This window comes from Nonomuraea sp. NPDC050790, assembly GCF_044456745.1.
Classification (GTDB): domain Bacteria; phylum Actinomycetota; class Actinomycetes; order Streptosporangiales; family Streptosporangiaceae; genus Nonomuraea.
Window position 1 is genome coordinate 873,482 of sequence record NZ_JBITGF010000004.1, and the last position, 22,852, is coordinate 896,333.

26 protein-coding genes and 1 pseudogene are annotated in these 22,852 nt (G+C 71.7%); 14 read left to right on the top strand and 13 right to left on the bottom strand.

Annotated features, from left to right (window positions below):
* Positions 1-25: 25 nt before the first annotated feature.
* Together ACIBEJ_RS24400 and ACIBEJ_RS24405 are read right to left on the bottom strand one after the other, a co-directional pair.
* Positions 26-520, bottom strand: a complete 495-nt coding sequence (locus tag ACIBEJ_RS24400; RefSeq protein ID WP_397185091.1) for a tripartite tricarboxylate transporter TctB family protein — start codon at positions 518-520, stop codon at positions 26-28.
* Positions 517-1,506, bottom strand: a complete 990-nt coding sequence (locus ACIBEJ_RS24405; protein ID WP_397185092.1) for a Bug family tripartite tricarboxylate transporter substrate binding protein — start codon at positions 1,504-1,506, stop codon at positions 517-519. The genes ACIBEJ_RS24400 and ACIBEJ_RS24405 overlap by 4 nt, the downstream gene beginning before the upstream one ends.
* A 103-nt stretch (positions 1,507-1,609) precedes the next feature.
* On the opposite strand from ACIBEJ_RS24405, the gene ACIBEJ_RS24410 reads away from it, so the two are divergent.
* The 3 genes from ACIBEJ_RS24410 (at position 1,610) to ACIBEJ_RS24420 (ending at position 4,324) form a co-directional block, all read left to right on the top strand.
* A complete protein-coding gene (locus ACIBEJ_RS24410) occupies positions 1,610-3,211 on the top strand; it encodes an ATP-binding protein (RefSeq protein ID WP_397185093.1) in 1,602 nt (533 codons plus the stop codon).
* Positions 3,208-3,882 (top strand): response regulator, encoded by a 675-nt coding sequence (locus ACIBEJ_RS24415; protein WP_397185094.1) that lies wholly within the window; start codon positions 3,208-3,210, stop codon positions 3,880-3,882. The genes ACIBEJ_RS24410 and ACIBEJ_RS24415 overlap by 4 nt, the downstream gene beginning before the upstream one ends.
* Positions 3,883-3,952: 70 nt before the next feature.
* Positions 3,953-4,324 (top strand): hypothetical protein, encoded by a 372-nt coding sequence (locus ACIBEJ_RS24420; protein ID WP_397185095.1) that lies wholly within the window; start codon positions 3,953-3,955, stop codon positions 4,322-4,324.
* On the opposite strand, the gene ACIBEJ_RS24425 is transcribed toward ACIBEJ_RS24420, so the two are convergent.
* Together ACIBEJ_RS24425 and ACIBEJ_RS24430 are read right to left on the bottom strand one after the other, a co-directional pair.
* Positions 4,325-5,500, bottom strand: a complete 1,176-nt coding sequence (locus tag ACIBEJ_RS24425) for an aspartyl protease family protein (protein ID WP_397185096.1) — start codon at positions 5,498-5,500, stop codon at positions 4,325-4,327.
* A 98-nt stretch (positions 5,501-5,598) separates the two neighbouring features.
* Positions 5,599-6,381: a hypothetical protein gene (locus ACIBEJ_RS24430; RefSeq protein ID WP_397185097.1), complete on the bottom strand. Its 783-nt coding sequence runs from the start codon at positions 6,379-6,381 to the stop codon at positions 5,599-5,601.
* Between the two features lie 107 nt (positions 6,382-6,488).
* Here ACIBEJ_RS24430 and ACIBEJ_RS24435 point away from each other — a divergent pair, with 107 nt between their 5' ends.
* On the top strand, positions 6,489-6,632 hold the full coding sequence (locus tag ACIBEJ_RS24435) for a hypothetical protein (RefSeq protein WP_397185098.1): 144 nt from the start codon (positions 6,489-6,491) through the stop codon (positions 6,630-6,632).
* Positions 6,633-6,668: 36 nt separating this feature from the next.
* Positions 6,669-7,298, top strand: coding sequence for a TetR/AcrR family transcriptional regulator (locus tag ACIBEJ_RS24440; protein ID WP_397185099.1), 630 nt, complete (start codon positions 6,669-6,671; stop codon positions 7,296-7,298).
* Between the two features lie 31 nt (positions 7,299-7,329).
* Here ACIBEJ_RS24440 and ACIBEJ_RS24445 read toward each other — a convergent pair whose 3' ends face one another.
* The gene (locus ACIBEJ_RS24445) at positions 7,330-8,736 is read right to left on the bottom strand and encodes a serine hydrolase domain-containing protein (protein ID WP_397185100.1); all 1,407 of its coding nucleotides are present in this window, start codon (positions 8,734-8,736) and stop codon (positions 7,330-7,332) included.
* Between the two features lie 85 nt (positions 8,737-8,821).
* Here ACIBEJ_RS24445 and ACIBEJ_RS24450 point away from each other — a divergent pair, with 85 nt between their 5' ends.
* The 3 genes from ACIBEJ_RS24450 (at position 8,822) to dgoD (ending at position 11,718) form a co-directional block, all read left to right on the top strand.
* Positions 8,822-9,553 (top strand): TetR/AcrR family transcriptional regulator, encoded by a 732-nt coding sequence (locus tag ACIBEJ_RS24450; RefSeq protein ID WP_397185101.1) that lies wholly within the window; start codon positions 8,822-8,824, stop codon positions 9,551-9,553.
* Between the two features lie 291 nt (positions 9,554-9,844).
* Positions 9,845-10,576 carry an SDR family NAD(P)-dependent oxidoreductase gene (locus ACIBEJ_RS24455; RefSeq protein ID WP_397185102.1) on the top strand — a complete coding sequence of 244 codons (732 nt, stop codon included), beginning with the start codon at positions 9,845-9,847 and terminating at the stop codon, positions 10,574-10,576.
* Positions 10,573-11,718 carry a galactonate dehydratase gene (dgoD, locus tag ACIBEJ_RS24460; RefSeq protein ID WP_397185103.1) on the top strand — a complete coding sequence of 382 codons (1,146 nt, stop codon included), beginning with the start codon at positions 10,573-10,575 and terminating at the stop codon, positions 11,716-11,718. The genes ACIBEJ_RS24455 and dgoD overlap by 4 nt, the downstream gene beginning before the upstream one ends.
* 117 nt (positions 11,719-11,835) lie before the next feature.
* On the opposite strand, the gene ACIBEJ_RS24465 is transcribed toward dgoD, so the two are convergent.
* The gene (locus ACIBEJ_RS24465) at positions 11,836-12,384 is read right to left on the bottom strand and encodes a hypothetical protein (RefSeq protein WP_397185104.1); all 549 of its coding nucleotides are present in this window, start codon (positions 12,382-12,384) and stop codon (positions 11,836-11,838) included.
* A 63-nt stretch (positions 12,385-12,447) separates the two neighbouring features.
* Here ACIBEJ_RS24465 and ACIBEJ_RS24470 point away from each other — a divergent pair, with 63 nt between their 5' ends.
* Together ACIBEJ_RS24470 and ACIBEJ_RS24475 are read left to right on the top strand one after the other, a co-directional pair.
* Positions 12,448-12,690: a hypothetical protein gene (locus ACIBEJ_RS24470; protein ID WP_397185105.1), complete on the top strand. Its 243-nt coding sequence runs from the start codon at positions 12,448-12,450 to the stop codon at positions 12,688-12,690.
* A complete protein-coding gene (locus ACIBEJ_RS24475; protein ID WP_397185106.1) occupies positions 12,687-13,853 on the top strand; it encodes an acyl-CoA dehydrogenase family protein in 1,167 nt (388 codons plus the stop codon). Before ACIBEJ_RS24470 ends, ACIBEJ_RS24475 begins: the two co-directional genes overlap by 4 nt.
* A 92-nt stretch (positions 13,854-13,945) precedes the next feature.
* Here ACIBEJ_RS24475 and ACIBEJ_RS24480 read toward each other — a convergent pair.
* A pseudogene (locus ACIBEJ_RS24480) lies at positions 13,946-14,074 on the bottom strand (alpha-N-acetylglucosaminidase N-terminal domain-containing protein); the annotation flags it as partial.
* A gap of 115 nt (positions 14,075-14,189) precedes the next feature.
* On the opposite strand from ACIBEJ_RS24480, the gene ACIBEJ_RS24485 reads away from it, so the two are divergent.
* Complete coding sequence (locus tag ACIBEJ_RS24485) at positions 14,190-14,675, top strand: hypothetical protein (RefSeq protein WP_397185107.1); 486 nt, start codon at positions 14,190-14,192, stop codon at positions 14,673-14,675.
* A gap of 104 nt (positions 14,676-14,779) precedes the next feature.
* A complete protein-coding gene (locus tag ACIBEJ_RS24490) occupies positions 14,780-16,045 on the top strand; it encodes an arginine deiminase (RefSeq protein ID WP_397185108.1) in 1,266 nt (421 codons plus the stop codon).
* 222 nt (positions 16,046-16,267) lie between these two features.
* On the opposite strand, the gene ACIBEJ_RS24495 is transcribed toward ACIBEJ_RS24490, so the two are convergent.
* Positions 16,268-17,518, bottom strand: coding sequence for an FAD-dependent monooxygenase (locus tag ACIBEJ_RS24495; RefSeq protein WP_397185109.1), 1,251 nt, complete (start codon positions 17,516-17,518; stop codon positions 16,268-16,270).
* 164 nt (positions 17,519-17,682) lie between these two features.
* Here ACIBEJ_RS24495 and ACIBEJ_RS24500 point away from each other — a divergent pair, with 164 nt between their 5' ends.
* On the top strand, positions 17,683-18,099 hold the full coding sequence (locus ACIBEJ_RS24500) for a hypothetical protein (RefSeq protein ID WP_397185110.1): 417 nt from the start codon (positions 17,683-17,685) through the stop codon (positions 18,097-18,099).
* 24 nt (positions 18,100-18,123) lie between these two features.
* On the opposite strand, the gene ACIBEJ_RS24505 is transcribed toward ACIBEJ_RS24500, so the two are convergent.
* The 5 genes from ACIBEJ_RS24505 to ACIBEJ_RS24525 all read right to left on the bottom strand — a co-directional run bounded on the left by ACIBEJ_RS24505 (position 18,124) and on the right by ACIBEJ_RS24525 (position 22,229).
* On the bottom strand, positions 18,124-18,477 hold the full coding sequence (locus tag ACIBEJ_RS24505) for a hypothetical protein (protein WP_397185111.1): 354 nt from the start codon (positions 18,475-18,477) through the stop codon (positions 18,124-18,126).
* Between the two features lie 43 nt (positions 18,478-18,520).
* Positions 18,521-19,186 (bottom strand): fasciclin domain-containing protein, encoded by a 666-nt coding sequence (locus ACIBEJ_RS24510; protein WP_397185112.1) that lies wholly within the window; start codon positions 19,184-19,186, stop codon positions 18,521-18,523.
* Between the two features lie 162 nt (positions 19,187-19,348).
* The gene (locus tag ACIBEJ_RS24515) at positions 19,349-21,046 is read right to left on the bottom strand and encodes a hypothetical protein (protein ID WP_397185113.1); all 1,698 of its coding nucleotides are present in this window, start codon (positions 21,044-21,046) and stop codon (positions 19,349-19,351) included.
* A complete protein-coding gene (locus ACIBEJ_RS24520; RefSeq protein ID WP_397185114.1) occupies positions 21,046-21,609 on the bottom strand; it encodes a DUF4255 domain-containing protein in 564 nt (187 codons plus the stop codon). The genes ACIBEJ_RS24515 and ACIBEJ_RS24520 overlap by 1 nt, the downstream gene beginning before the upstream one ends.
* The gene (locus ACIBEJ_RS24525) at positions 21,606-22,229 is read right to left on the bottom strand and encodes a LuxR C-terminal-related transcriptional regulator (RefSeq protein ID WP_397185115.1); all 624 of its coding nucleotides are present in this window, start codon (positions 22,227-22,229) and stop codon (positions 21,606-21,608) included. The genes ACIBEJ_RS24520 and ACIBEJ_RS24525 overlap by 4 nt, the downstream gene beginning before the upstream one ends.
* Positions 22,230-22,452: 223 nt before the next feature.
* Here ACIBEJ_RS24525 and ACIBEJ_RS24530 point away from each other — a divergent pair, with 223 nt between their 5' ends.
* On the top strand, positions 22,453-22,842 hold the full coding sequence (locus ACIBEJ_RS24530; protein WP_397185116.1) for a hypothetical protein: 390 nt from the start codon (positions 22,453-22,455) through the stop codon (positions 22,840-22,842).
* Positions 22,843-22,852: the final 10 nt, after the last annotated feature.

Here is a 22,852-nt window from a genome sequence, read left to right on the forward strand (position 1 = left end):
TGGACGAAGCCGTCCAGCAACGGGTTCACAGGATTCCCTGGAGCACGCCGGCCGGCAGGTTGGCCCCGAGGCCGACGGCGAAGGCGTAGAAGGTGACCAGCGACAGGGCCGCGGCGACGGCGAGCCCGCGCACGTGGTGGCGGTTGCCGAGGGCGAAGGCGGCGCCCCAGAACAGCAGGGCGCCGCTGATGACCCAGCCGAGCCACTCGACCAGCGCCGCGTTGGCCAGGAAGACGCCGGCCAGCAGCAGCACGGTGCGCCAGTCGGCGCGGCTGCCCAGGTCGACGTCCTCGCCGGGCTCGGGTTCCCCGGCGCCGCCGCGCGCCACGTCGGCGCCGTAGACGGCGGCCACGACGAGCAGCGCCGCGCCCAGGATGATCGGCACCGGGCGCGGGCCGACGGGGTCGTTGCCGCCGGTCAGGTGGACGATCCTGGTCGCGTCGGCGATCACCGCGGCGCCGGCGAGCGCGAGGAGGGCGCACACTCCGTACTGCGCGCGATCGGTCACCGCGGCGGTCACCGGGCCAGCCCGAGCTCGGCCAGGATGGCCGCGACGGACTTGTCCTGCTCGACCAGATAGGCGGCGAACGCGTCGCCGGTCAGGAAGGAGTCGGTCCAGCCGCGCCTGGTCAGCTCGGCCTTCCACTGCGGCGCGTCGTGCATCCGGGTGAAGACGTCGATCCACCTCTTCCTGTCGGCCTCGCTGATGTCGGGCGGCGCGACCACGCCGCGCCAGTTGGTGAAGACCAGGTCGATGCCCGAGTCCTTCAGCGTGGGCACGTCCTTCAGCACGCCGATCGGCCGCTCGCTGGTGACTGCGAGCACCCGTACCTGCCCGGCCTGGACCTGGTCGAGGAACTCGCCGTACCCGCTGGCGCCGAAGGCGACCTTGGAGTCGAGGATCGCGGGCAGCAGTTCGCCGCCGCCGTCGTAGGAGACGTAGCCGACCTGCCTGGGATCGATGCCGACGGCCTTCGCCAGCCGCATCGGCAGCAGGTGGTCGGGGCCGCCGGGGGAGGAGCCGCCGCCGACCGTGACCTTCTTCGGGTCCTTCTTCCACGCCGCGACGAGGTCGCCGATGTTCTGGTACGGCGAGCCCTTCGCCACCACGATCGCCCCCGCCTCCTCGATCAGTTTGGCGATCGGGGTGGTCTGCGTGAGCGTGGCGGCCGACTTGGCGGTGTAGGAGGAGCCGACCACGCCCAGCCCCATCTGCATGGCCAGCTTGCCGTTGCCCCGCTCGTTGACGGTGCGCTGCAGGCCGACCGTGCCGCCCGCGCCGGGCAGGTTGAACACCTGCGGCCCCGAGGCGATCCCGGCCTCCTCCATCACCTTGGCCGCGGTCCGCGCGGTGGTGTCGTAGCCGCCGCCCGGGGTGTTGGGCACCATGATGCGCAGGCCGGTCAGGGGTTCGCCGGCCGTACCCGATGGTCGGTCGGCGGTCGCCCCGCAGGCGGTGACGGCGAGCACGAGCAGGGCCGTCAGCGTGATGGCTCGGATTTTCACGGTCTTCTCTTCCGCGTCGGCAACTCCGGCGCGATGATTGTGCGGATCCGGAAATGTACCGGTCATCCTTGTGTGACCAGCGGAGATAAAGTTCATTGTGGTCGTGAAGCCGCGCCATCTCACCCTCGCCGGCGAGCTGTTGATCATGCAACTGGCCATCGTCGTGGTGGTTCTCGCCGTCGTGGCGGCCATCTCGGTGCGGCAGTCGAGCGTGACCTTCGACCGCGTGGAGGGCCGTCGGGTGACCGCGCTGGCCGAGATGCTGGCCTCCCACCCGCTGGTACGGGCGCGGATCCACGAGCCCGCGCCCGCGGAGGTGCTCGCGCCGCTCGCGCAGTCCGTGCTGACGCAGTCGGGGGTCTCGTCGGTGGCCATCGCCGACGAGCGCGGCAAGATCGTCGCGGCCACCAACGCCACGGTCATCGGCACGCCGCTGCCCCTCGGGCACCCGGGCGTCGGCCGGGCGCGCGGCTGGTCGGGCTACCTCGTGCTGGACGGCGAGCACGAGCTGTCCGCGCAGGTCCCCGTGCTGGGCGCGACGCCGCGCACCCAGGGACGCCACCTCGGCACCGTGTCGGTGGGCGTGGCCGCGCCCACGGTCTGGCAGCGGCTCGCGGGCGCCTCCTCCCACCTGGCGATCTTCCTGGGCATCGCCAGCGCGCTGGGCGGGCTGGGCTCGTGGCTGGTGGCCCGGCGGATCAAGCGGCAGACGCTGAACATGGAGCCCCGCGAGATCGCCGGGCTGGCCGAACACCGCGAGGCCATGCTGCACGGCATCGCCGAAGGCGTGGTGGCGCTCGACGTCCAGCACCGGCTCACGCTGGTCAACGACGTCGGGCGTACCCTGCTCGGCCTGCCGGAACGCTCCGTGGGCAGGAGCCTCGCCGCGCTCGGCATCAGGGACCGCCTGCACGACGTGCTGACCTCGGCGGGCGAGGCGCGCGACGAGATCGTCATCCATCGCGGCCGCGTCCTGGTGCTCAACCGGATGGCGATCACCGGGGGCGGGCGCCGCCTCGGGACCGTGACGACCCTGCGCGACCGTACCGAGCTGGCCCAGTTGGAGCGCGAGCTGGGCTCCTTCCGCAGCTCCACCGAGCTGCTGCGGGCGCAGGCGCACGAGTTCGCCAACCAGCTCCACGTGATCTCCGGGTTGATCCAGGTGAAGGAGCACGACGAGGTCGTGAGCTACATCCGCGCCCTGCGCGAGCACCGCGAGTCGCTCGACCACCACCTGCCCAGCCTGGTGCGCGACACGGCCGTGGCCGCGCTGCTGACGGCCAAGTACTCGCTGGCGGCCGAGCGCCGCGTCCAGCTCCGCCTGTCGGAGCGCACCGCGCTGGACCGGCTCGACCCGCGCGACGCCGCCGACGTCGCGACCGTGACGGGCAACCTCGTCGACAACGCCATCGACGCCGCGGGCGCGGCGGCGGGCGACGAGGCGTGGGTCGAGGTGGAGCTGCGCCAGGACGCCTCCAGCGTCGAGATCGTCGTGCGCGACTCCGGCCCCGGCGTCGCACCCGAACTCGCCCGCGAGGTGTTCACCCGCGGCTTCACCACCAAAGCCGCCCAGCAGGGCGAACGCGGCATCGGCCTGGCGCTCACCCAGCTCGTCTGCCGCCGCCGCGGCGGCGAGGTGGCCGTCGCCAACACCGACCACGGCGCCATGTTCACCGCCCGGATCTCCGTGGGAGTTCCCCGATGATCGACGTGCTCGTCGTCGACGACGACTTCATGGTCGCCCGCATCAACGGCACGTTCGTCGACCAGGTCGACGGCTTCCGCGTGATCGGCACCGCGCACACCGGCAAGGAGGCGCTGGCCGCCGCCGAGACCCTGCACCCCGATCTGGTGCTGCTCGACCTGTACCTTCCCGACGTGTTCGGGCTGGACGTCATCACTCACCTGCGCGCCCGGCAGGTCGACTGCGACGTGATCGTGATCAGCGCCGCGCGCGAGCTCGACACGGTACGGCGCGCCGCCCGCCACGGCGTCACCAGCTACCTGCTCAAGCCCTTCGACCTCGCCGACCTGCGGACCAGGCTCGAACGCTACCGGGCCCAGCGCGGCGCCGGCCTGGCCGAGGTCGCCGGCTGCCAGGCGGACGTGGACCGCGTTTTGGCCGGAGGCGGCCCCGCCCGCGCCCCGGCCCTCCCCAAGGGCCTGAGCGTCGAGACCGCCGAACTTGTCCGGCAGGCCCTGCGCGGCAGCGACGAGTCGCTGTCGGCCACGGAGTGCGCGGAACTCGTCGGCCTCTCGCGTGTCAGCGCCCGCCGCTACCTGGAGCACTTCATGACCACCGGCCAGGTCGACGTCACCCTCAAGTACGGCGTCACCGGCCGCCCCGAGCGCCGCTACCGATGGCAGGCTCGCTGAAAACAGGGTTCATCCGGGGGAGGGGCCGTCGCCGAAGTACCGGTGTCCACACACCGACAGGAAGATGGCCATGACCGAGACACAGACCAAGCAACTCCCCACCTCCACCCCGCTCACCACCGAGGACGCGCAGCGCGTCGTCGACCAGATCAGCGCGGACGTGGAGCTGGCCGGGCAGGTCGCCGAGCAACTGGACCGCGACCCGCGGCTGCTGTTCGTCCGCCTGTTCGCGCTGGCGCCCGCCCAGCAGACCGGGCTGTCCAGGATGCGCCTGGACCGGACCCGCTCGACCTTCGCCCCGGTGGCGCGGGCCCTGCGCGAGGGTGACCCCATCGCCGTGCGCATCATCGACGTCCCCGCCGTCGCCTCGGCCTTCAGCTGCTCGTTCAGCGTGAAGGTCGACTCCGACGGGGTCGCCGTGGAGGGCTCCATCACCACCTGATCAGGAAACACGTGCCCGGCGCCGCCCGCCGGGTGCGATGTAGACGTTCATGCCGGTGAAGTCGAGGGTGACGGTGTAGGGCTTGTGGAAGGCGTGGGCGATGTCGGCCAGCTTGTAGAACCCCTCCTGGCCCAGCGTGTCCTCGCCGCCCGCGTAGCAGTAGGCGCCCTCGGCCGTGGCCCCGCCGAGCCGTACCTCCTTGGGGTAGCAGGGGTAGGCGACGACCGGCTGACCCCCGGCGTAGCCGGCCATCGGGCGGTCGCGGTCGACGCGGACCCCCAGCCGTCTGGCCGTGTTCGCGGAGATGCCCGCGACCTGCTCGCCGGTGCCGCCCAGGTTCAGCGCCACCACCCCGGTGGCGGAGCCGGCGACGCTGCCCTCGGTGTGCAGCAGGTGCTCACCGGCCAGCCACAGCGGCAGCGGCCTGGCGCCCGCCCGCGCCTTCCTGACCGCTTCGTCGGTACGGCGGCGCAGGACCAGCGCCCGGCCCGCGTAGTCGAACGTGGACAGCAGGTGGTAGAAGACCCACGTGCCGATCATGCCGTCGTGCTCCTCGGCCTCCTGATCCGACCACCCCACGGGGATGTTGCGCAGCTCGATGCCGCCCAGCCTGAGCGACTCCAGCACCCCGTAGTACAGCCAGATGACGCCGCCGAACGCCTCGATCCTCTGCTTGGCCACGGCGCTCAGCCCGGCCTCCGCGGCGACCTTCGCGCTCACCCCCAGCCCGCCGACGCGCGTGTAGAAGGTGAACCGCTTCGGCGGCCCGCCGTTGACCGACGCCTCCACCAGCGGGAACGGGTCGGTCCGCAGCCACGGCAGCCGTGCGTGGTCGCCGTGGATCTGGTACGGCCTGCCGCGCACCGCCGCGAACTGTTTGGCATACGCCTCCTCGCCGGCCAGCCGCCAGCAGGGCGCGGCGAGGGCGAACCTGTCCTGCCGGGTGTAGCAGTCGGCCAGCAGCCGGTTGGTCTCCTTGTCGCCCGGAGCCAGGTCAAGGGCCATCGTGAGGTACTTCTCGGCATCGGGGAACCGGTTGCCCAGCAGCGCCACATGCCCGCGCCGGCGGGCGGCGCGTACGTTGCCGGGGTCCTTGCGCAGGATCTCCTCGTACGCGCGCCCGGCCCGCTCGAACTTCCCCCACCTGTAGAGCGCGTCCGCATGCCCGTCGTCCACCAAGGCCCTCTCCTCTCCGTGACCGCCTCCGCCCCACTATCGAAGAGCCGTGTGCCCGCCTCGTCCGCGCCGTGTCACGGTCACGTCACCGCGTACCGCTAACCGGCGTCGAGCGCGCGGATGCTGTCGAAGCGGTCGAGAGCCTGCTCGAAGGCGGCGGGGGAGATCGAGATGCCGCCGCTGAAGGGGAAGTCGAGCTGGTAGACCAGGAACAGCACCAGCCCCACCATGCCGCCCACGGCCGCGGCCAGGGTGATGTGCACCCTGCGGTTGGCGCTGCCGCACAGGACCGCGGGCAGCAGCGCCACCAGCCCGCAGCCGCCCAGCGCTACCCACAGCAGCGGCGGCACGCCGGTGTCGGCCATCTGGGCGCGGGCGCGGCGGGCGTCCAGGACGGCCTGCATGCGGGCCATGGCCTGCCCGTAGCGGGCGGAGGGGCCGCCGCCCTCCGGCTCGACGGTCTGGAAGAAGCTGCGGAGCTGCTCGGAGGCGCGCCAGGCGTTCTGCGACAGGCGGCGCTGCCCGGCCATGAGGGGCCATTCCTCGTCGATGACCGTGGTGGCGTAGCCGGTGGCGAGGGTTTGCAGGGTGGCGCGCTGGGGCGTGGGCAGGGTCCTGGAGTACCAGAAGACGTCGGTCAGGTTGCTGGCCTCGGTCGCGCTGGTCTCGGTGGCGGTGTTGACCTGGTTCCACGCCGCGACGACGACCAGCCCGATGCTGACGGCGAACAGGGTGCCGACGATGCCGGTGATCAGGCCGCTGCTGTCGCGGTAGTCCTGGCGGGTCTGGTCGGGGATGACACGGCCGGCGACGTACGCGGCCAGGCCGACGAGGGCGGCGACCGTCGCGGCGACGAGCAGTCCGAAGAGGGCGACCGACACGGGGGTCTCACTTTCTGTGCATGAGTGATCGCCCAAGGTGATATCACGCCCGATCCGCGGTGCGGGAACTTCTCCGGGGAGCATGTCGATCCCCCGCCGAGGAACGCTTGTGCGCCCAGGCCGCGGTCCTGCTGCCGCGCGCCGCCGGTCTCACGCTCGGCGGCGGGATGCTCGGCGCTCTGGCGATCACCACACTGGTGCTGCCCCTGGTGAACGCGGCCACGCGCCACGAGGCCATCCGCCACGAGTGAGGCCGCCGCCGTCGATTGGATAGATTGGCGGCCACCATGGAGAACGAGACAGGACGGCGCCGCTACACCTCGCTGCGCCGGGTGGCCCAGGCGCACCAGACGCGAGCCGAGATCGCCGACGCCGCCCGCCGCCTGTTCGTCTCCAAGGGCTGGGCGGCCACCACCATCCGCGACGTCGCCCGGGAGGCGGGCGTCGCCGTCCCCACCGTCTACGCGGCCTACCAGAACAAGGCGGGACTCGTCTGGGCGCTGGCCGACGCCGCGGACCTGGCCGCCGACCTGCCCCAGGCGATCGAGGAGCTGGAGTCCACCGCCGACCCGCGCCGCCACCTGGCCGCGATGGCCGCCTACGACCGGCGGCTCTTCGAACGCGCCGGTGACCTGATCACGCTGCTGCGCGAGGCCGGCCGTGCCGAACCCGACCTCGCGGACTTCTACCTGACGGGCCGGCGGCAGGTCGGCGAGCACCGCGTGCAGGTCTTCTCCTCCTGGCCCGACGGCACCCTGCGCGCCGGGCTCGACGTCCCCACCGCCGTCGACATCTACGCCGCCCTGTGCAACATCGACGTCTACACCACCCTGCACATCGAACGCTCCTGGTCACCCGACCGGATCGAGCGGTGGTGGGGCGAGGCGCTGGCCCGCGAGCTTCTCAGCCGCCCGTGAGATCGGCCCGCCCGCGTTCGCGGCCGCCGTATCAGTGCGCGCGTCTGGGCGTGAAGCGCAGTCCAGAGTGCAGGCCCGCCGGACGGCCGGCGGTGGCGGGCAGGGGAGTCAGCAGTGCGCCTCTGCCGATGACCCCGGAGAAGACCGACGCCTCCATGCCCTCCGGCGCGTACAGCCCGGGGGCGAGGCCGCGGTAGGTGACCGGCGGGGCGGCGCCGGCCGGAACCCCGCAGGCCTCGTAGGTGGCGCGGTGGTCGTCGTCGTACGGCTCGAAATGGCTGGTCAGCCGCAGCGCGTCGGCCTCGACCTCGACGACGACGCGGCTCTGGAACGAGCCGTACTCCCCGGCGATGCCGGGCGCGGGGCGGTCCGGGGCGCCGCCGAAGGGCGGGGTCACCGTGCGCCCGGTCACCTCCTCGATCACGGCGAGGTGCAGCCGGTCCTGGAGGAGGATGTTGGCCGGTCCGGTGCCGAAGCTGGTGATGACCGCGTCGTACTCCGGCAGGAGCGTGAAGGCGGAGTTGCCGCCGGGTGAGGTGCCGCCGTGGAAGGCGGCGGTGGTTCCGGCGATGGGCTCCAGCCACCAGCCCAGCCCGACCGGCGGCGCCTGCGGAATGCCCAGGTCGAAGGTCGGGGTCAGCATGGCCTTGACCGAGTCGGCCTCGAGCACGCGGGTGCCGTTCGGCGCGAGGCCTGCGTTCAGGTGCATGCGGCCGAAGGCGAGCATGTCCGCGACGGTGACGATCGGCGTCCCGCCGGCGGCCCCGATGGACTCCGGGACGCTGAACAACGACGTCGCGCGCAGCGCCATCGTCTCCATGTCGAAGAAGGCGCCGACGGCCGTGCTGCGGAGGAACGCCTGGGTCTGGACCGCCGTGGCGTCCCGCATTCCGCACGGCTCGAACAGCTCACGCCGGATCGCCTGCTCGTACGGCAGCCCGGTCTGCTCCTCGATGATGCGACCGGCCAGCACGAATCCCGGGTTCGAGTAGTGGATGCACGTGCCCGGCTCGAACAGGACGTCCAGGTCGCGCAGGTGCTCGACGTACGCCCGGTGGGCGTCCCTGCCCCGCACCGCGCTGGGCACGAGGCCGTCGGTGTCGATGCCGTTGGTGTGGTTGACCAGCATGCGCACGGTGATCCGGTCGGCCGCCGCGGGGTCGCGGAGGGTGAACTCGGGCACGTGCCGCCGTACCGGATCGTCCAGGTCGACGGACCCGCGCTCGACCAGCCGGAGCAGCAGCGTCGTGGTGAGGATCTTGCCGACCGAGCCGAGCAGCCACGCGGTGTCCTCCGTGAACGGCTGACCGGTGTTGAGATTGGCGCTTCCGCGCGCCAGGGTGAACCGCTCGTCGCCCACTGCCACGCCGATGACCGCGCCCGCCACGGCTCCGCCGGCCAGCGACTCCCCGAGCACCTCGGCAAGACGTCTCTTCAACGATTCCATCGTTTCCCACTCCTAGCCGTACGTTGTACTAGCTCTTCGTATTGCGTACGATTAACGTATTGGTACGCTGTGCGAGATGTCAACGCACGACCAGAACCAGCCGCGGACGCCCGTCTGGGTCCGCCCCGCCCCGGGCGTCCGGCAACCGCGGTTCACGCGGGAGCAGATCGCGAAGGCGGCGATCTCGATCGCCGAGACGGAGGGGTTCGCGGCGCTGTCCATGCGGCGGCTCGCCGAGGAGCTCGGCGCGGGCACGATGACGCTTTACCACTACGTGCCGAGCAAGCAGGACCTGCTCGCGCTGATGAACGACGAGATCCTGGGCGAACTGGTCGGCCCCGACGCCGAGCCCGACATCGGCTGGCGAGAGGCCCTCGCCGGGCTCGGGCGGGGACTGCGCGCGATCTCGCGGCACCGGCCGTGGGCGATCACGGTCCTGGGCAGCAAGGACATCGGCCCGAACGGCATGCGCGCCCTTGAGCGGGTCCTCGCCTCGCTGGCCGGCACGCCCTTCGACGCCGCGGAGAAGCTGGAGCTGATCGCGCTGGTCAGCTACTACGTGGCCGGCTTCACCGCGCAGGCGGACGCTGCCGAGGAGCCCGGCGAGGAGTGGATCGACGGCGTCGCCGCCTTCGTGACCTCACGCCTGGAAACCGGGGAGTACCCGCACATCCAGCAGCTCCTGGAGGGCGGGGACGCCGGAGCCTTCGTGCGCCGGCTCGACAACCGCGCGGCCGGCGACGAGCAGTTCGAGCGCGGCCTCACCCGCATCCTCGACGGCATCGGCGCCGAACTCGCGCGACGCTGACACCCCCTCCATAGCCGGTACGCGGGCGCTTCGCCGAGCCGCCTCTCCGCCTGCCTGCCGGTGACCGAATCGGCGCCGCGCGGATGACACCACCAGATCGTCCAGGGATTGGCCGCGGTTGCCGTCCTGGATCGGCAGCGCCCCGTTATGTCAGGTGCGTCCGGTCGTCCAGGTGATCGGACATTCCCCTGGGTGGCGGGCGCAGATTGACTGGCGCTGACGCGCTTTGCGAAGTCCCGCCGGCGGTACGGCGCAAGCGTGACCCTCGATGACATGACAAAGGTGGAGACAGTGGGACGAGGATTGTTGCCGGGGAAGGTCGCCGTGGTCAGCGGCGCCGCCTCCGGCATCGGCGCCGAGGTGGTGGAACGCTTCCTGCGCGAGGGCGCGCACGTGATCGCCGTGGACCTGACCGGACCCGGCCCCGACCGGCCGGACGTGCGGTCGATCCAGGGCGACGTCTCCCACGCCGCGACCTGGCGGCGGGTCGCCGACACGGCGCGGGCCGAGTTCGGCCGCCTGGACGTGCTGCACGGCAACGCCAGCACGGTGGTCCGCGCCCCGGTGCACGAACTGGCCGAAGACGACTGGGACCGGCAGCTCGCGGTCAACCTGAAGGCCGCCTATCTCGCGGTCGCCGCCTGCGCGGGCATGCTGAAGGAGAGCCGGGGCGCCGTGGTGCTGACCTCCTCGGTGCACGCGCTGGTGGGGCTGCCCGGTCACCCGGCGTACGCGGCGGCCAAGGGCGGGCTCGTCTCGCTCGGCAGGCAGCTCGCCGTCGAGTACGCGCCGGAGATCCGGGTCAACACCGTGATCCCCGGGCCGATCCTCACGCCCGCCTGGGACGGCGTCGGCGAGGAGGACCGGCGGCGCAGCGTGGCCGCGACCCCCGCGGGGCGCTTCGGCCGCCCCGACGAGGTGGCCGCCGCCGTGACGTTCCTGGCCTGCGCCGAGAGCTCGTTCGTCACCGGCGCCTCCCTGGTGGTGGACGGCGGCTGGACGGCGATGAAGGACTCCGCGTGAAGATCACGGGAATCGAGACGTTCCTCGTGCCGCCGCGCTGGATGTTCTGCCGGGTGCGGACCGACGAGGGCGTGGTGGGCTGGGGTGAGCCGATCGTCGAGGGGCGTGCCGAGGTGGTACGCGCCGCCGTACACGTGCTGGCGGAGTATCTGATCGGCCGGGACCCGCTGCGCGTCGAGGACCACTGGCAGGTCATGGCGAACGGCGGCTTCTACCGGGGCGGGCCGGTGCTCTCCAGCGCCCTGGCGGGCCTCGACCAGGCGTTGTGGGACATCGCGGGCAAGACCTACGGCGTGCCGGTCCACGCGCTGCTCGGCGGGCACGTGCGCGACCGGGTCCGCGTGTACTCCTGGGTCGGCGGCGACGAGCCCGCCGAACTCGCCGACGGCATCGGCGCCAGGCTGGCGGCCGGGTTCACCGCGATCAAGATGAACGCCACCGGCCGCATGCCCGCCCTCGCCACCCCCGCCGACCTCGCGGGCGTCGTGGAGCGGGTCGCGCTGGCCAGGGAGCTTCTCGGCCCCGCCCGCGACCTGGCGCTCGACTTCCACGGCCGGGTCAGCGCGGCGGACGCCCGGCGGATCCTGCCGCTCGTCGCGCAGTTCCAGCCGATGTTCGCCGAGGAGCCCGTGCTGCCCGACCGCCCGCACCTGCTGCCCGGCGTGGTGGCCGCCAGCGGCGTCCCGATCGCGACGGGGGAGCGGCTGTACTCGCGCTGGGACTTCCGGCCCGTGCTGGAGGCCGGGGTGGCCGTCGTGCAGCCGGACCTGTCGCACGCGGGCGGCATCTCGGAGACGCGGCGGATCGCCGCGCTCGCCGAGGTGTGGGACGCCAAGCTCGCCCCGCACTGCCCGCTCGGCCCGCTCGCGCTGGCCGCCAGCCTCCAGGTCGCCTTCGCCACGCCGAACTTCCTCATCCAGGAGCAGTCCATCGGCCTGCACTACAACGAGGGCGCCGACCTGCTCGACTACGTGGCCGACCCCGCCGTGTTCCGCTTCACCGACGGCTACGTCGCGCGTCCCGAGGCGCCGGGGCTCGGCGTGGAGATCGACGAGGCCGCGGTCCGGCGCGCCGACCAGGCGGGACACGCGTGGCGCAACCCGGTCTGGAGACACGAGGACGGCGGGCCGGCCGAGTGGTGATCCCCCTTGCCGCGCGCTTCGACCTCGCCCGGGGCGGCCGGTGGACGGAGCAGCCCCGCCCACGCCGCTTGGACGGCGGCCGACTCGTGCGAAGCCGGTGATCGGGATGACGACCCGTCAGCGCCAGAGGAACACCACCGCGGTCAGGACGACGCCGAGCGCCACGAAGCCCGGGGTCCTGGGCCTGCGGGCCCCTTCCCGGACGGCGGAGACCACCAGGGTGGCGGCCATGGCCAGGGCCGCCACGAGGTGCAGGCCGTACCACAGCGGGGTGGGGACACTGCCGAAGACGGTGCCGGACAGCACGTCGTCCACGGAGCCGTAGCCGGCGAGGCCGGTGAGGAGCACCAGCCCGAGCCCGAGCAGCGCGGGCACGTACCTGAGGTGGCCGAGCGCCACCCAGATGACGGTTCCCACGCCGAGCAGGACCGCGGAGGTGTGGTGCAGTTGCCGGGAGAGCAGGCCGCCGCGCACCTCGAAGCTGATCTCCAGGGCGGAGGCGTACGACTCGCTCATCGGGGTGCCGCGCAGGGGCGCGTAGCTGCCGTCGTAGACCACCGCGGCGTCGGAGGGGACGTGGAACCAGGCCAGGTACCCGCCGGTCACCAGGACGACCACGAAGCAGTAGATGAGCATGTCGCCGACCAACTGCCGCGCCCGTTCCATGCGGCATATTCGACCACAGAAACCGGTAGGAATGCCGTGCCCGTCTGGATTACCGTGCCAACCATGGCGGGCCGACACCACGATGCCGAGGCCGACCGCGACCGATGGACCCGCGTCAGCGCGGCCCACACCGACCGGCACGCCCCGCACGAGCTCCACTCCCCGCCGGACGCCGCCACGCACGCCTCCTACGAGCCGGCGACCGACGACCGGGCCGCCGGGTGGCCCGTCGAAGACCTGTGGGTCGCGCACCGATCCGGGCCGGGACAGGCCCCGGACGATCACGACGAGGGGAACCGGACATGAGCGACATGCCGCGACTGCACACCGCCGGCACCGGACCGCTGGACCGGGCGCGGGCGCTGCGCCCGCTGATCGAGGCCGAGGCGGACGCCGCCGAGGCACAGGGAAGGCTCACCGAGCCCGTGATCGAGGCCCTGCACGAGGCGGGACTGTTCGGCGTCTGGGTGCCGACGGTGCTCGGCGGGTCCGAGCTGTCGCCGCGCGAGCTGATCGCCGTCTTCGAGGAGCTCTCGTACGCCGATCCGTCCACCGGCTGGGTGGTCATGGCCACCACGCTGGAGAACGGCACGGCCGCCGCCTACCTGGGCGACGACGCGGTCGAGCGGATCTTCAAGGGACCGCGGATCCCGCTGTTCGCCGGGCAGGGGACGCGGCCGGGCGTGGCCGTACCGGAGAACGGGGGGTTCAGGCTGAGCGGTCAGTGGAGCTTCGCGTCCGGGATGTTGCACGCGCAGTACGTCCACAGCCTCGGCGCGGTCGAGGGCACCGACGAGGTCCGGATCTTCATCACCCCGATCGAGGACGCCGAGATGCTCGGGAACTGGGACGTCCTGGGGCTGCGGGCGACGGGCAGCATCGACTACCGCCTCGACGGCGTCTATGTGCCCGAGTCTCAGTCGCACGTCTTCACCGCGGACCGGCCGCTGCGCGGCGGCGCGCTCTACCGGCTCGGAGTGCTCGACCAGGCGCTGATCTGCCACACCGGCTGGGCGCTGGGGGTCGGCCGCCGCCTGCTCGACGAGCTGATCGGGTACGCGGTCGCGAAGGCCGGGCGCCCCGGCCAGATCGCCGGCAGCGAGGCCTTCCACGCGGACTTCGCCCGCGCGGAGGCCCGCTTCCGCGCGGCGAAGGCCCTGGTCAACGAGACCTGGGAGGACGCCGAGCGCACCCTGGACGCGGGCCGCGCGCTCGACGTGCGGCAGGAGACGATGGTACGGCTCACGCTCAACCACGCGACCTCGACCGTGGCCGAGGTGGCCAGGTTCGTCCACGACTCGGGCGGCACCACGGCGGTGCGCGACGGGCTGATCCAGCGGCTGTTCCGCGACGTGCACACGGGCAGCGCGCACATCACCTCGGGCCCGCAGGCGCTGCGGGAGTGCGGGCGGGAGCTGGCCGGGCTGGCCGCCGGCCAGACGTGGGCGTTCATGGAGCTGGTGGACTGACGAACCGCCGCGCGCGGGCCGGTCAGACGTCGAGGCCGATCGTGCCCAGAGTCCAGGCCAGGCCGAGTTGCTCGCGGTCGGGTGATGCCGGCGTGCGCGACCTGGGGGAGGTAGGCGTTGACGCCGGTCAGGAGGACGGCGGGGGTGGTGCCCGATATGGTGATCCGTCCCTTGCGGCCGGTGACGGCGAACCGGCCGGCGTGAGCACATGCCGTCGACAGCCTGTCAAGGCTTCTTCAGGGACGGAAGGATCTACCGAACGTCGCGTTCGCGTTGAGAAGGGCCGCGGGTATCAGCATTCCGACCGGCAAGCCCGCGAGCAGGGATCTGAGTCCGATGAAATCCTTCATTTCCGGCATCGTCGCCGTGCTCGCCCTGTCCGCCTGCGGCTCCAGCTCCATCCGCGACGAGACGGACTGGCGAAGCAACCACACCGACGCCCAGGTCGGCCCGGTACGCCTGCTGCACCTCAACATCGAGGCGCCGCCCATGGACCAGCAGCAGGTCGGCGGGGAGCTTCCGCTGTACCTCACGATCGTCAACGAGAGCGACCGCGAGCAGGTCCTGGACGCGGTCAGCACGACCGAGGCCAAGAAGGTCGTCTACGTCGGCGGCGACGCGGCTCCGGCGGACCGGATCCGGGTGACCGTACCGCCCAAGGGCGAGACGTCCATGCAGAAGGGTGACGGCCGGCCGTACCTGCGGCTCGTGGGTGTGAACCGGCAGCTCGGCCACACCACGGTCCCGGTCACCTTTCGCTTCCCCACCGCCGGATCCGTCACGGTGAGGGTGCCCGTGGCCCCCGCGCCCAAGTCCTCGTGAGGGCGGCCGACGTTACCGACAAACTACCCCTTCTTGGGATAAATGATCATATTTGCATGTGATCCTGCTTTGAGGTGATCCGGCCGATCTCGTAGGGGGATCTTGTGACGACCAGGTACGGGGCGCACTCGGAAGTCGGCGTGCTGCGGAAGGTGATCGTGCACCGCCCGGAGCTCAGCCTCAAGCGGCTGACTCCGGCCAACAAGGACGACCTGCTCTACGACGACGTGCTGTGGGTCCGGCGGGCGCAGCTCGAACACGACGCCTTCGTCGAGGTGATGCGCGAGCGCGGCGTCGAGGTCTTCTACCACCAGGAACTGCTCGCCGAGGCGCTCGACACCGGGCAGCAGGCCAAGCGGCACGCGGTGGAGCGGATGGTCACCCACCTGACCGTCGGCCCGATGCTCGTGGACGAGATCCGCGCCGAGCTGGCCTCCTGGGACGGGCAGAAGCTGGCCACGCACCTGATCGGCGGGCTCACCAAGCAGGAGTTCACCGACCAGACCGAGGGCGCCTTCGACACCCGCTCGCTGGTCGTGGCCATGGACGACCCGGGCTCGTTCATCCTCAGGCCGCTGCCCAACTCCCTCTACCAGCGGGACCCGTCGGCCTGGCTCTACGGCGGCGTGTCGCTGAACCCGCTCTACTTCCACGCCAGAAGGCTGGAGACCATCAACCAGAGCGTCATCTACCAGCACCACCCGATGTTCGCCGACGACGGGTTCGCCTACTGGTACCCGCCCATGGGCGACGACGGCACCTTCGACGAGGAGGACTTCGGCCGCGCCTCCCTGGAGGGCGGCGACATGATGCCGATCGGCAACGGCGCGGTCGCCATCGGCGTGAGCGAGCGCACCACCACCATCATGATCGAGGAACTGGCCCGGTCGCTGTTTGCCGCGGGCGCGGCCAACCGGGTCCTCGCGGTCAACATCCCGCCGCACCGCTCGTACATGCACCTCGACACCGTCTTCACGCTGCTGGACGTCGACAAGGCCACCGGCTACCCGCCCGTCGTGGACAACGCCGTCGTGTACTCGCTGCGCCCCGGCGACAAGGACGGCACGCTCGACATCCACCGCGACAAGAGCCTGGCCGCCGCGCTGGAGGACGCGCTCGGCATCAACCACCTCGATGTCATCCCCACCGGAGGCGACGACTACCAGCGGGCCCGCGAGCAGTGGGACTCGGGCAGCAACTTCGTCGCCCTGGCTCCCGGGGTGGTGATCGGCTACCACAAGAACGAGTTCACCAACCGCAAGCTGCGCGAGCACGGCGTGGAGGTCATCGAGATCGAGGGCTTCGAACTCGGCAAGGGCCGGGGCGGCGGGCACTGCATGACCTGCCCCATCCTCCGCGACCCGCTCTAGGGTCCGGGAACGCCGATGAGCCATTCCGCGCTGATCCTGTTCGGTGGCTGGACCGGCCCGAGACCGAGCCGGCCGGTCCGCCACCCGACATGCAGTCCATCCTCTTCACCCCGGTGGCGTTCCCGCTGACCGTGGGCGGCGCCACGTTCGCCAACGGCTTGACCGACCTGGTCCTGGCCCGCCTGAACTCCTGAGCCGCCGCCCGGCGCCCTGGCCTCCGCGTCATGGGGAGTGGCGCAGGATCTGGTCGAGGGGGGCGGGGATGCGGATGAGGGCGGCGTTGCGGCGGCCGTTCCTGGTGGCCAGGCCGGGGACGGCGGCGATCAGCCGTACCGGGAGCGGGGGAGTGGTGCGGCCCGACTCCAGGCGGGCGCGGGCGCCGCGCTCGGCCCGTGCCTGGAAGCGCTGCTCCCGGTCGGTGAGCGGGCGGCGCAGGAGTTCCACCTGGCGGCAGGCGGTGTCGAGGGTGGCGGTCTGGCCGGGGTTCAGGAGGTGGGGGAGAACGAGGTTGGCGGTCTGGGCGGCGTCGGCGATGGCGAGGTTGATGCCGTTGCCGCCGACCGGGGAGATGACGTGGGCGGCGTCGCCGATGAGCAGCAGGCCGGGCCGGTACCAGGTGTCGACCGTGGTGATGCGGACCGGCAGCAGGGTGAGCTCGTTGACGTCGTGCAGGGTTTCGAGGCGGCCGGTCAGCCAGGGCAGCGCGTCGCCGAACGCGGTGCGGATGGGCGCGGTTCCTCGCTCGCGCACCCGCGCGAACGATCCTGCCGGGATCATGTAGCCGAGCTGCCAGTGAGTGTCCTGATCGAGTACGGCCAGCAGCGCGCCGGGCACGCCGTGCAGGCGGAGTCCGGACGTGGCGGGATCGGTGGCGTTCTTGGGGACCGCATGCCACAGCACGTCCAGGCTCGCGCCGAGTTCCCGCGCGGTGAAACCGCCCAGAGCGCGCAGCTTGGAGTTGCGGCCGTCCGCGGCCACGACCAGGCGGGCGCCGACGGTCCGGTCGCCGTCCCCGCGGGCATAGGCGACTCCGGTGACCCGGCCGGTGCCGTCCTCCAGGAGCCGGCAGGCACGGGCCCGGGTGCGCAGCACGAAACCGTCGTACGCGGCCGCCCGTTCGGCGAGGTACGGCAGGAACCTGGCCTGCGGGATGAGGGCGTAGTAGGGGTGCCGGCGGCTGGCCCGCCGGTAGTCGGCCAGCGTGTACAGGCGCTCGCCCGCCTGCCAGCCGAACGTCGACACGGTCGTGTGCGGCAGATCGGCCAGCATCCGCTCGGCCAGGCCCAGGGTGTGGAGGAAGTCCAGGACGGCGGGCGCCAGGGAGCCGCCGCGGAAGCGGCGGTTGAAGTCGCCGTGCGACTCCAGCAGGGTCACCCGCGCGCCGCCGCGGGCCAGCAGATAGGCGAGCATCATGCCGCCGGGCCCGCCCCCCACGACGGCACAGTCGGCGACCTCGTCGAAGCGATGCGTCATGCTTCCTGTGTTCGGCCCGGCCCGGCTCGCGGTTGCCGCCGAGAGCGGGGGCCCGCACCTGGAATCCGCGTCACGGGACGAGCCCCTGCGTCCGCCGCCGCCACGGCGGGGTGTGGTCACGCGGCATACCTGCGACATACCGCCCATCTCTAGGGTCTGGCGGCATGAGAATCCTGAAATCCGCCGCTGCCGTCGGCGCCCTGGGGTTGGCGTTCTCGCTTTCGGCCGCGCCGGCCTCGGCCGCCTCCGTGCTCAGCGCCCGCTGCGCCAAGAGCGGCTTCCAGCTCAACGCGTCGATCACGTACGCCAACGCGGGAGCCCAGCACATCTTCACCAAGCTCACCTGGAACATCGCCGGCGCCGTCGGCAGTGACAACGACGTCTACTTCGAGTTCTGGAAGAACGGCAGCCCGGACCACGTGCTCAAGGTCGTCAAGATGAACGACGTCTCGAGGTCCGGCTCGGTGAACCTCTCGTTCCGCCGGCCGGTCTCGGATCCGATCTACGTGCGTGGCGGAGCCGTCTTCGACACGAACCACGCCACCGACCCGGTCTGCAAGTACGTCACCCGCACGATCTGACCCCGCCCGCGGCGGCGGTGGTCGTCATGGACGCACGTCATCGCGCGCGCTCAGGCAGGCCACGCAGAATCGGTACAGGTCCACGCGGGTGAGGGTGCCCGCGGGGTTGTAGCGCATCTTGCAATAGGCGCGCCAGCGGCCCGTGGCCTCCAGGGCGGCGCCCGCCGTCTGACACTTGCCGCAGGCGTTGGGGTTGTTGTAGGAGGAGTCGTAGTAGTAGCCGCCGGTGTACGGGCCGTTCCCGCAGGGCACCGCCAGCGCCGTGCTCCCACCCGCCTGTTCCGCGCTCGCGCTCCAGGTCAGGCCGGTCAGCATGAGCATGCTCGTCCCGCCGAGTACGGCGGCTGTCCTCTTCAGGAGTAATCCCGTGGATCGCATCCACGCATCGTGACACGACCCGCATTCAGTTCGACTTCACCGGTCAGCTCGGCGGCTTCAGGACGGTGTTGATGAGGTAGACGGTCGCGTTGGACGTCTGGATGTTCGGGCACAGCACCCTGGCCCTGTTGTTCAGCCTGATCACGTCGTCCGTGACCGTGGTGGTGATGGTGCCGGTCTGCCGCGTGGTCAGCGTGGCGTCCTCGAGGTCGGCCGGGGTCTTGCGGCCGTCGACCACGTGGTAGCCGAGCAGGCCGATGAGCGCGTCGGGGTCGCCCAGCAACTGGTTGAGCCGCTCCTCGGGGAGCTTGTCGAAGGCGGAGTTCACCGGTGCGAAGACGGTGATGTCGCCGGAGGTGTCGAGCGTGGCGGCGTACGACGCGTGGTTGATGGCCGAGACGAAGGTGGACAGTTCCGGAACGCCGGACATGGCGCCGACGACACGCTGCCCGGCCATCATGTCCCGGCTCCCGGGCCCGCTGTCCGGAAGGACGTCGCAGCCCATGGGAGCCACGTCGGGACGGCTGACGCGGGGAGAGGGCCTCGGGGTCCACGGGGGCGGCGAAACTATGTCGGGGGAGGGATCCGGTGGGTCGTCGGGCGTGATCTCCGGAGTCTCGGGCGGAGGCTCCGGGGTCGACTCCGGCGGGGCCTCGGTCGTCACCTCTGGTGCGGGGTTCGGCGGGGAGAGCGGCACGGAGGTCGTCATCGCGAAAAAGGCCGCGAAAACCGATGCAAGGCGGATATTTCGACTCATAGCCGGATACCTCCAGAAACCAGTCGTCAGCAGGAGGCTGTCACCCCGGCCGGGGCCGCGACCAGCGCGGATCAGGCGGCCATCAGGGCGGAGAAGACCGCCCTGATGGCCGCGTCACTGCCGCTTGACGACCAGATACGCGAAGTCCGTGGGCAGGACGGTGAGCCGGTCGGAGAACCACTCCACCGTGAACTCGCCGTGACCCTGCTCGCCCAGGCACACCCCCGACATGGCGACCCCGGCCAACCCCTTGTGGGCGGCGTCCGTGGTGAGCAGGACGACCCCGGACCCGTCCGCGAGCGGCGAGCCGATACGCGCCGCGTCCCCGGTGCCGGTCGTGCCCACCCCGGCCAGCGACGGATCGCCGGAGTCGACGACCATCCAGTTGAACCCGACGTCGACGGCAGCCGGCGCGAGATCGAGGGTGGCGACGGTGAAGGCGCCGTCGCTCTTGGCGTCCACCTTGAGCCCCGTGACGGGGTGTTCCGACGGCTGGCTCAACTCCACGGTCAGCAGGATCACCGAGCCGCTCCCCGCCGTGGCCGCGGGCACCTCGACGCTGTACTCGCCCTGGGCGAGGGACGCCGACCCCGCCTCGAACGGCAGGCCGCCGATGGTCCCGCTGGGCCGCTTGACGACGAGGTATTCGAAGCCCGCCCCCGCCAGCCACGTCCCGTCGATCGCCTGCACCGCGAAGGACCCGCCGTGCCGGCCGGTGACCCCGAGCGAGGCGATGGGCTGCTTCCCACGGGTACGCGGCTGACCGAGCTGGGCCGTCTCCCCGGCGGTCCTGGACAGGTCGGCGGTCAGGAAGATCTTCGCCTGGTCGGACAGCCCGGGCACCGCGACGGAGCCGTATCCGTCGACGATCTCGCCGTTCCCGGCGGCGTACGGCTCGGGGGAGACGAACGCCGGCTCCGGCCGCTGCGCCCTGATCACGATGACCGCGGCCACGGCGACGAGGACCAGGCAGAACAGCACCACCAGGGCCTTCAGCGCCCACGGCGGGACCAGCGGCAGCAGGACCCGGGTGCCGTCCGCGCGGAACGGCTTCTCGCGCTCGTCCACGCGCGCCGTCACCGAGAAGGGCGTCTCCACGGGCTTGCCGGTCAGCGACGGGCGGGCGGACACGCGCAACGGCACGACGGTGCGGCCGGGGTCGAGCAGCAGATCGGTCACCGGCATCGAGAAGCGCAGCGCGTCCTCGTCGTCGGCGGCTTTCAACCGGACCCGGTGGGTCAGGTTGCCGCGGCTGACCAGCGTGATCGAGTGCCGGGTCGTCCAACGCCCCCGGGCGGTCCTGGGTGTCAGCTCGATCTGGAGGTCGTCGAAGCCGCCGACCTCGCAGGCGCCCTCGGCGATCGCGTAGACGCCCCTGGTGACCTTGGAACCGGCCAGCACGGAGAAACCGGTCGCGCCCGCGCGTACCTCGGAGGACCTCGGCGGAGCGAAGGTGACCGTGCAGGTGGCCGCGCCGTCGGGCGGGATCACGAGGTCCTCCGGCTCGACGGCCGCGAACGCCGCCGCGTCCCCCTCGACCCTGACGCCGACCCGCTCGACCCGGGTGCCCCGGTTGCGCACGGTCACCGTCGTGGACGCCCGCTCGCCGGGCGTGACGGCGACCGTCCGCTCGGACAGCGCGGCGACGAGCTTCGCGTGCTGCTCGGGCGGGGGCGGCTGCGTGGGCTGCGGCACGCGGTCGTCCTCGGGCCTGCCCTCGGACTTGTCCCAGGCGAGGTACTCGCCGCACTGGACGCAGAACCTGGTGCGGTCCGGGTTGACGTCGCCGCAGTTGGGGCACGTGATGCTCATCAGAGTCCTTCCGCGCGGACGCCGAGCGGGCTGCGCACCGGCGGCGCGGCGGGTTCCGGCGCGCGGGGCGTGATCGGTGCGCTGACCACCACGTTGACGAACGGCCGGAAGTCCACGGCAGGCTCCGCCAGCGGCGGGCAGGCGGCCGTGATCGTCACCGGGAGTCCGAGCTCGGCCAGCGAGCCGGTCAGCAGGCCGGCCGGAACGGTGTCATGGGCGAGCAGCACACGCAGGATCGCGCCGAGCAGCCGATGCTCCTCCTCCGGCTCCCGCGCCCGGACCGCCACCGCGTAGGACAGGCTGACGTAGCGGGGCGGGCGATGCCGCGCGGTGACCGCGCCGTCGGCGTTGAACTCGTTGATCATGCCCTGGCGTCGCTTGCTCAGGTCCTCACGGATGTCATAAAGGCTCAGATGTACGGCGGCCGCCGCACCGCCGGCCACCTGCTCGGCGTCAGGCGCGCTCAAGAGCACCTCGGCCCCGGAGCCGGGCACCGCCTCCCGGCGGACCAGCTCGCGCAGCGCCTCGTCGACCTCGCCGATCACCCCGTTCGCCGCGCTCACAACAGCCCGTTGCGCAGCGCGTAGGCGACGGCGTGGGCCCGGTTGCGCAGGTGAAGCCGGGTGGTGATGTCGTGCAGGACGGTCTTCACCGTGCGCTGCGAGTACGCCAGTTCCGCGGCCACCTCCGCGGTGTCGTAGCCTTCCGCGATCAGGCGCAGCACCTGGATCTCGCGCTCGGCCAGGCCGGAGAAGCTCAGCCCGCGCGGGGTCAGCAGGTCGCCCTGCACCCGGCTGACCTGGGCGAGCAGCCTGCCGAGCAGATCGGGCGGCATCGCGCCCCCTCCGGCGGTGGCCGACCGGATCACCGAGACGAGCCGCTCCGGGCTCGCCTCGGCCCGCCGTACCACGCCGGACACCCCGATCTCGACGATGGCGAGCAACCCGGAGTCGTCCACGGTCCCGGCCACGACGACCAGCCGGAGGTCGCCGTGACAGCGCAGGGTGCGCAGGACGCCCAGGGTCTGCTCGCACACGGAGTCGGCGACCACCAGCCCGACGTGCGCGTTCTCCGGGCGGTCCGTCTCCATGATCTCGACCTCGGGCCGCTGCCTGAGCTGGCTCAGCACCCCGGCACGGGAGATGGGGTCGTGAGCACGCACGACCACCTGGATACGCTCCATCCGATCTCCATTCGGCGTCCGCTCGATCAGGCGGATACCTCAGAAAATCGCATATTCAGCATTCCGAATGGGCTCACAGATCGCCCTGGTTAGCGCCAGAATCCGGCCAACAAACCTTTACCGCGGTGTCGTTGGCTGATCGCGGGGCGGATCTTATCGTCCCATCTGACGCACGAGAAATCGACGGGGGCAGCAAATGGCGACATTGAGCGTCGTAACCAACATGAACGTGACCGTGAACTCCATCAACGACACCACGTCGTCGGGGCTGGGCAGTTCCTTCAACGTCAGCAACGGCTTCCCCGTGTCGGGGAAGGCGCTGGCCACGCCCGGTGTCCCGCTGACGGTCCAGATCTCCGCCGAGAACGACAGGGGAGACGGCAACACCTGCACCTTCGTGGTCTCCGACCCGGAGGGCAGCGGCCTATTCCTCGGCGAGGCGTCACTGACCTGGCAGGAGGGCGACACCAGCACCGGCTGGGTGGAGTTCACCGGATTTCCGATGCGGGCCGACCAGGTATCGCCCGTCGGCGACTGCGACTACAACATCTCCCTGGTCCACGACACCGATTCGAGCGGCACCCGGGTCGGCATCCGCGTCTTCACCCTCTGAGGGAAAAGGA

Coding starts and splice junctions, on each gene's coding strand:
- ACIBEJ_RS24420 (WP_397185095.1), top strand. CDS start 3,953: ATGACCGAGACACAGACCAAGCAACTCCCCACCTCCACCCCGCTCACC.
- ACIBEJ_RS24515 (WP_397185113.1), bottom strand. CDS start 21,046: ATGAGCATCACGTGCCCCAACTGCGGCGACGTCAACCCGGACCGCACC.
- ACIBEJ_RS24450 (WP_397185101.1), top strand. CDS start 8,822: ATGTCAACGCACGACCAGAACCAGCCGCGGACGCCCGTCTGGGTCCGC.
- ACIBEJ_RS24465 (WP_397185104.1), bottom strand. CDS start 12,384: ATGGAACGGGCGCGGCAGTTGGTCGGCGACATGCTCATCTACTGCTTC.
- ACIBEJ_RS24510 (WP_397185112.1), bottom strand. CDS start 19,186: ATGACGACCTCCGTGCCGCTCTCCCCGCCGAACCCCGCACCAGAGGTG.
- ACIBEJ_RS24485 (WP_397185107.1), top strand. CDS start 14,190: ATGAAATCCTTCATTTCCGGCATCGTCGCCGTGCTCGCCCTGTCCGCC.
- ACIBEJ_RS24415 (WP_397185094.1), top strand. CDS start 3,208: ATGATCGACGTGCTCGTCGTCGACGACGACTTCATGGTCGCCCGCATC.
- ACIBEJ_RS24525 (WP_397185115.1), bottom strand. CDS start 22,229: ATGGAGCGTATCCAGGTGGTCGTGCGTGCTCACGACCCCATCTCCCGT.
- ACIBEJ_RS24440 (WP_397185099.1), top strand. CDS start 6,669: ATGGAGAACGAGACAGGACGGCGCCGCTACACCTCGCTGCGCCGGGTG.
- ACIBEJ_RS24530 (WP_397185116.1), top strand. CDS start 22,453: ATGAACGTGACCGTGAACTCCATCAACGACACCACGTCGTCGGGGCTG.
- ACIBEJ_RS24475 (WP_397185106.1), top strand. CDS start 12,687: ATGAGCGACATGCCGCGACTGCACACCGCCGGCACCGGACCGCTGGAC.
- ACIBEJ_RS24505 (WP_397185111.1), bottom strand. CDS start 18,477: ATGCGATCCACGGGATTACTCCTGAAGAGGACAGCCGCCGTACTCGGC.
- ACIBEJ_RS24470 (WP_397185105.1), top strand. CDS start 12,448: ATGGCGGGCCGACACCACGATGCCGAGGCCGACCGCGACCGATGGACC.
- ACIBEJ_RS24495 (WP_397185109.1), bottom strand. CDS start 17,518: ATGACGCATCGCTTCGACGAGGTCGCCGACTGTGCCGTCGTGGGGGGC.
- ACIBEJ_RS24500 (WP_397185110.1), top strand. CDS start 17,683: ATGAGAATCCTGAAATCCGCCGCTGCCGTCGGCGCCCTGGGGTTGGCG.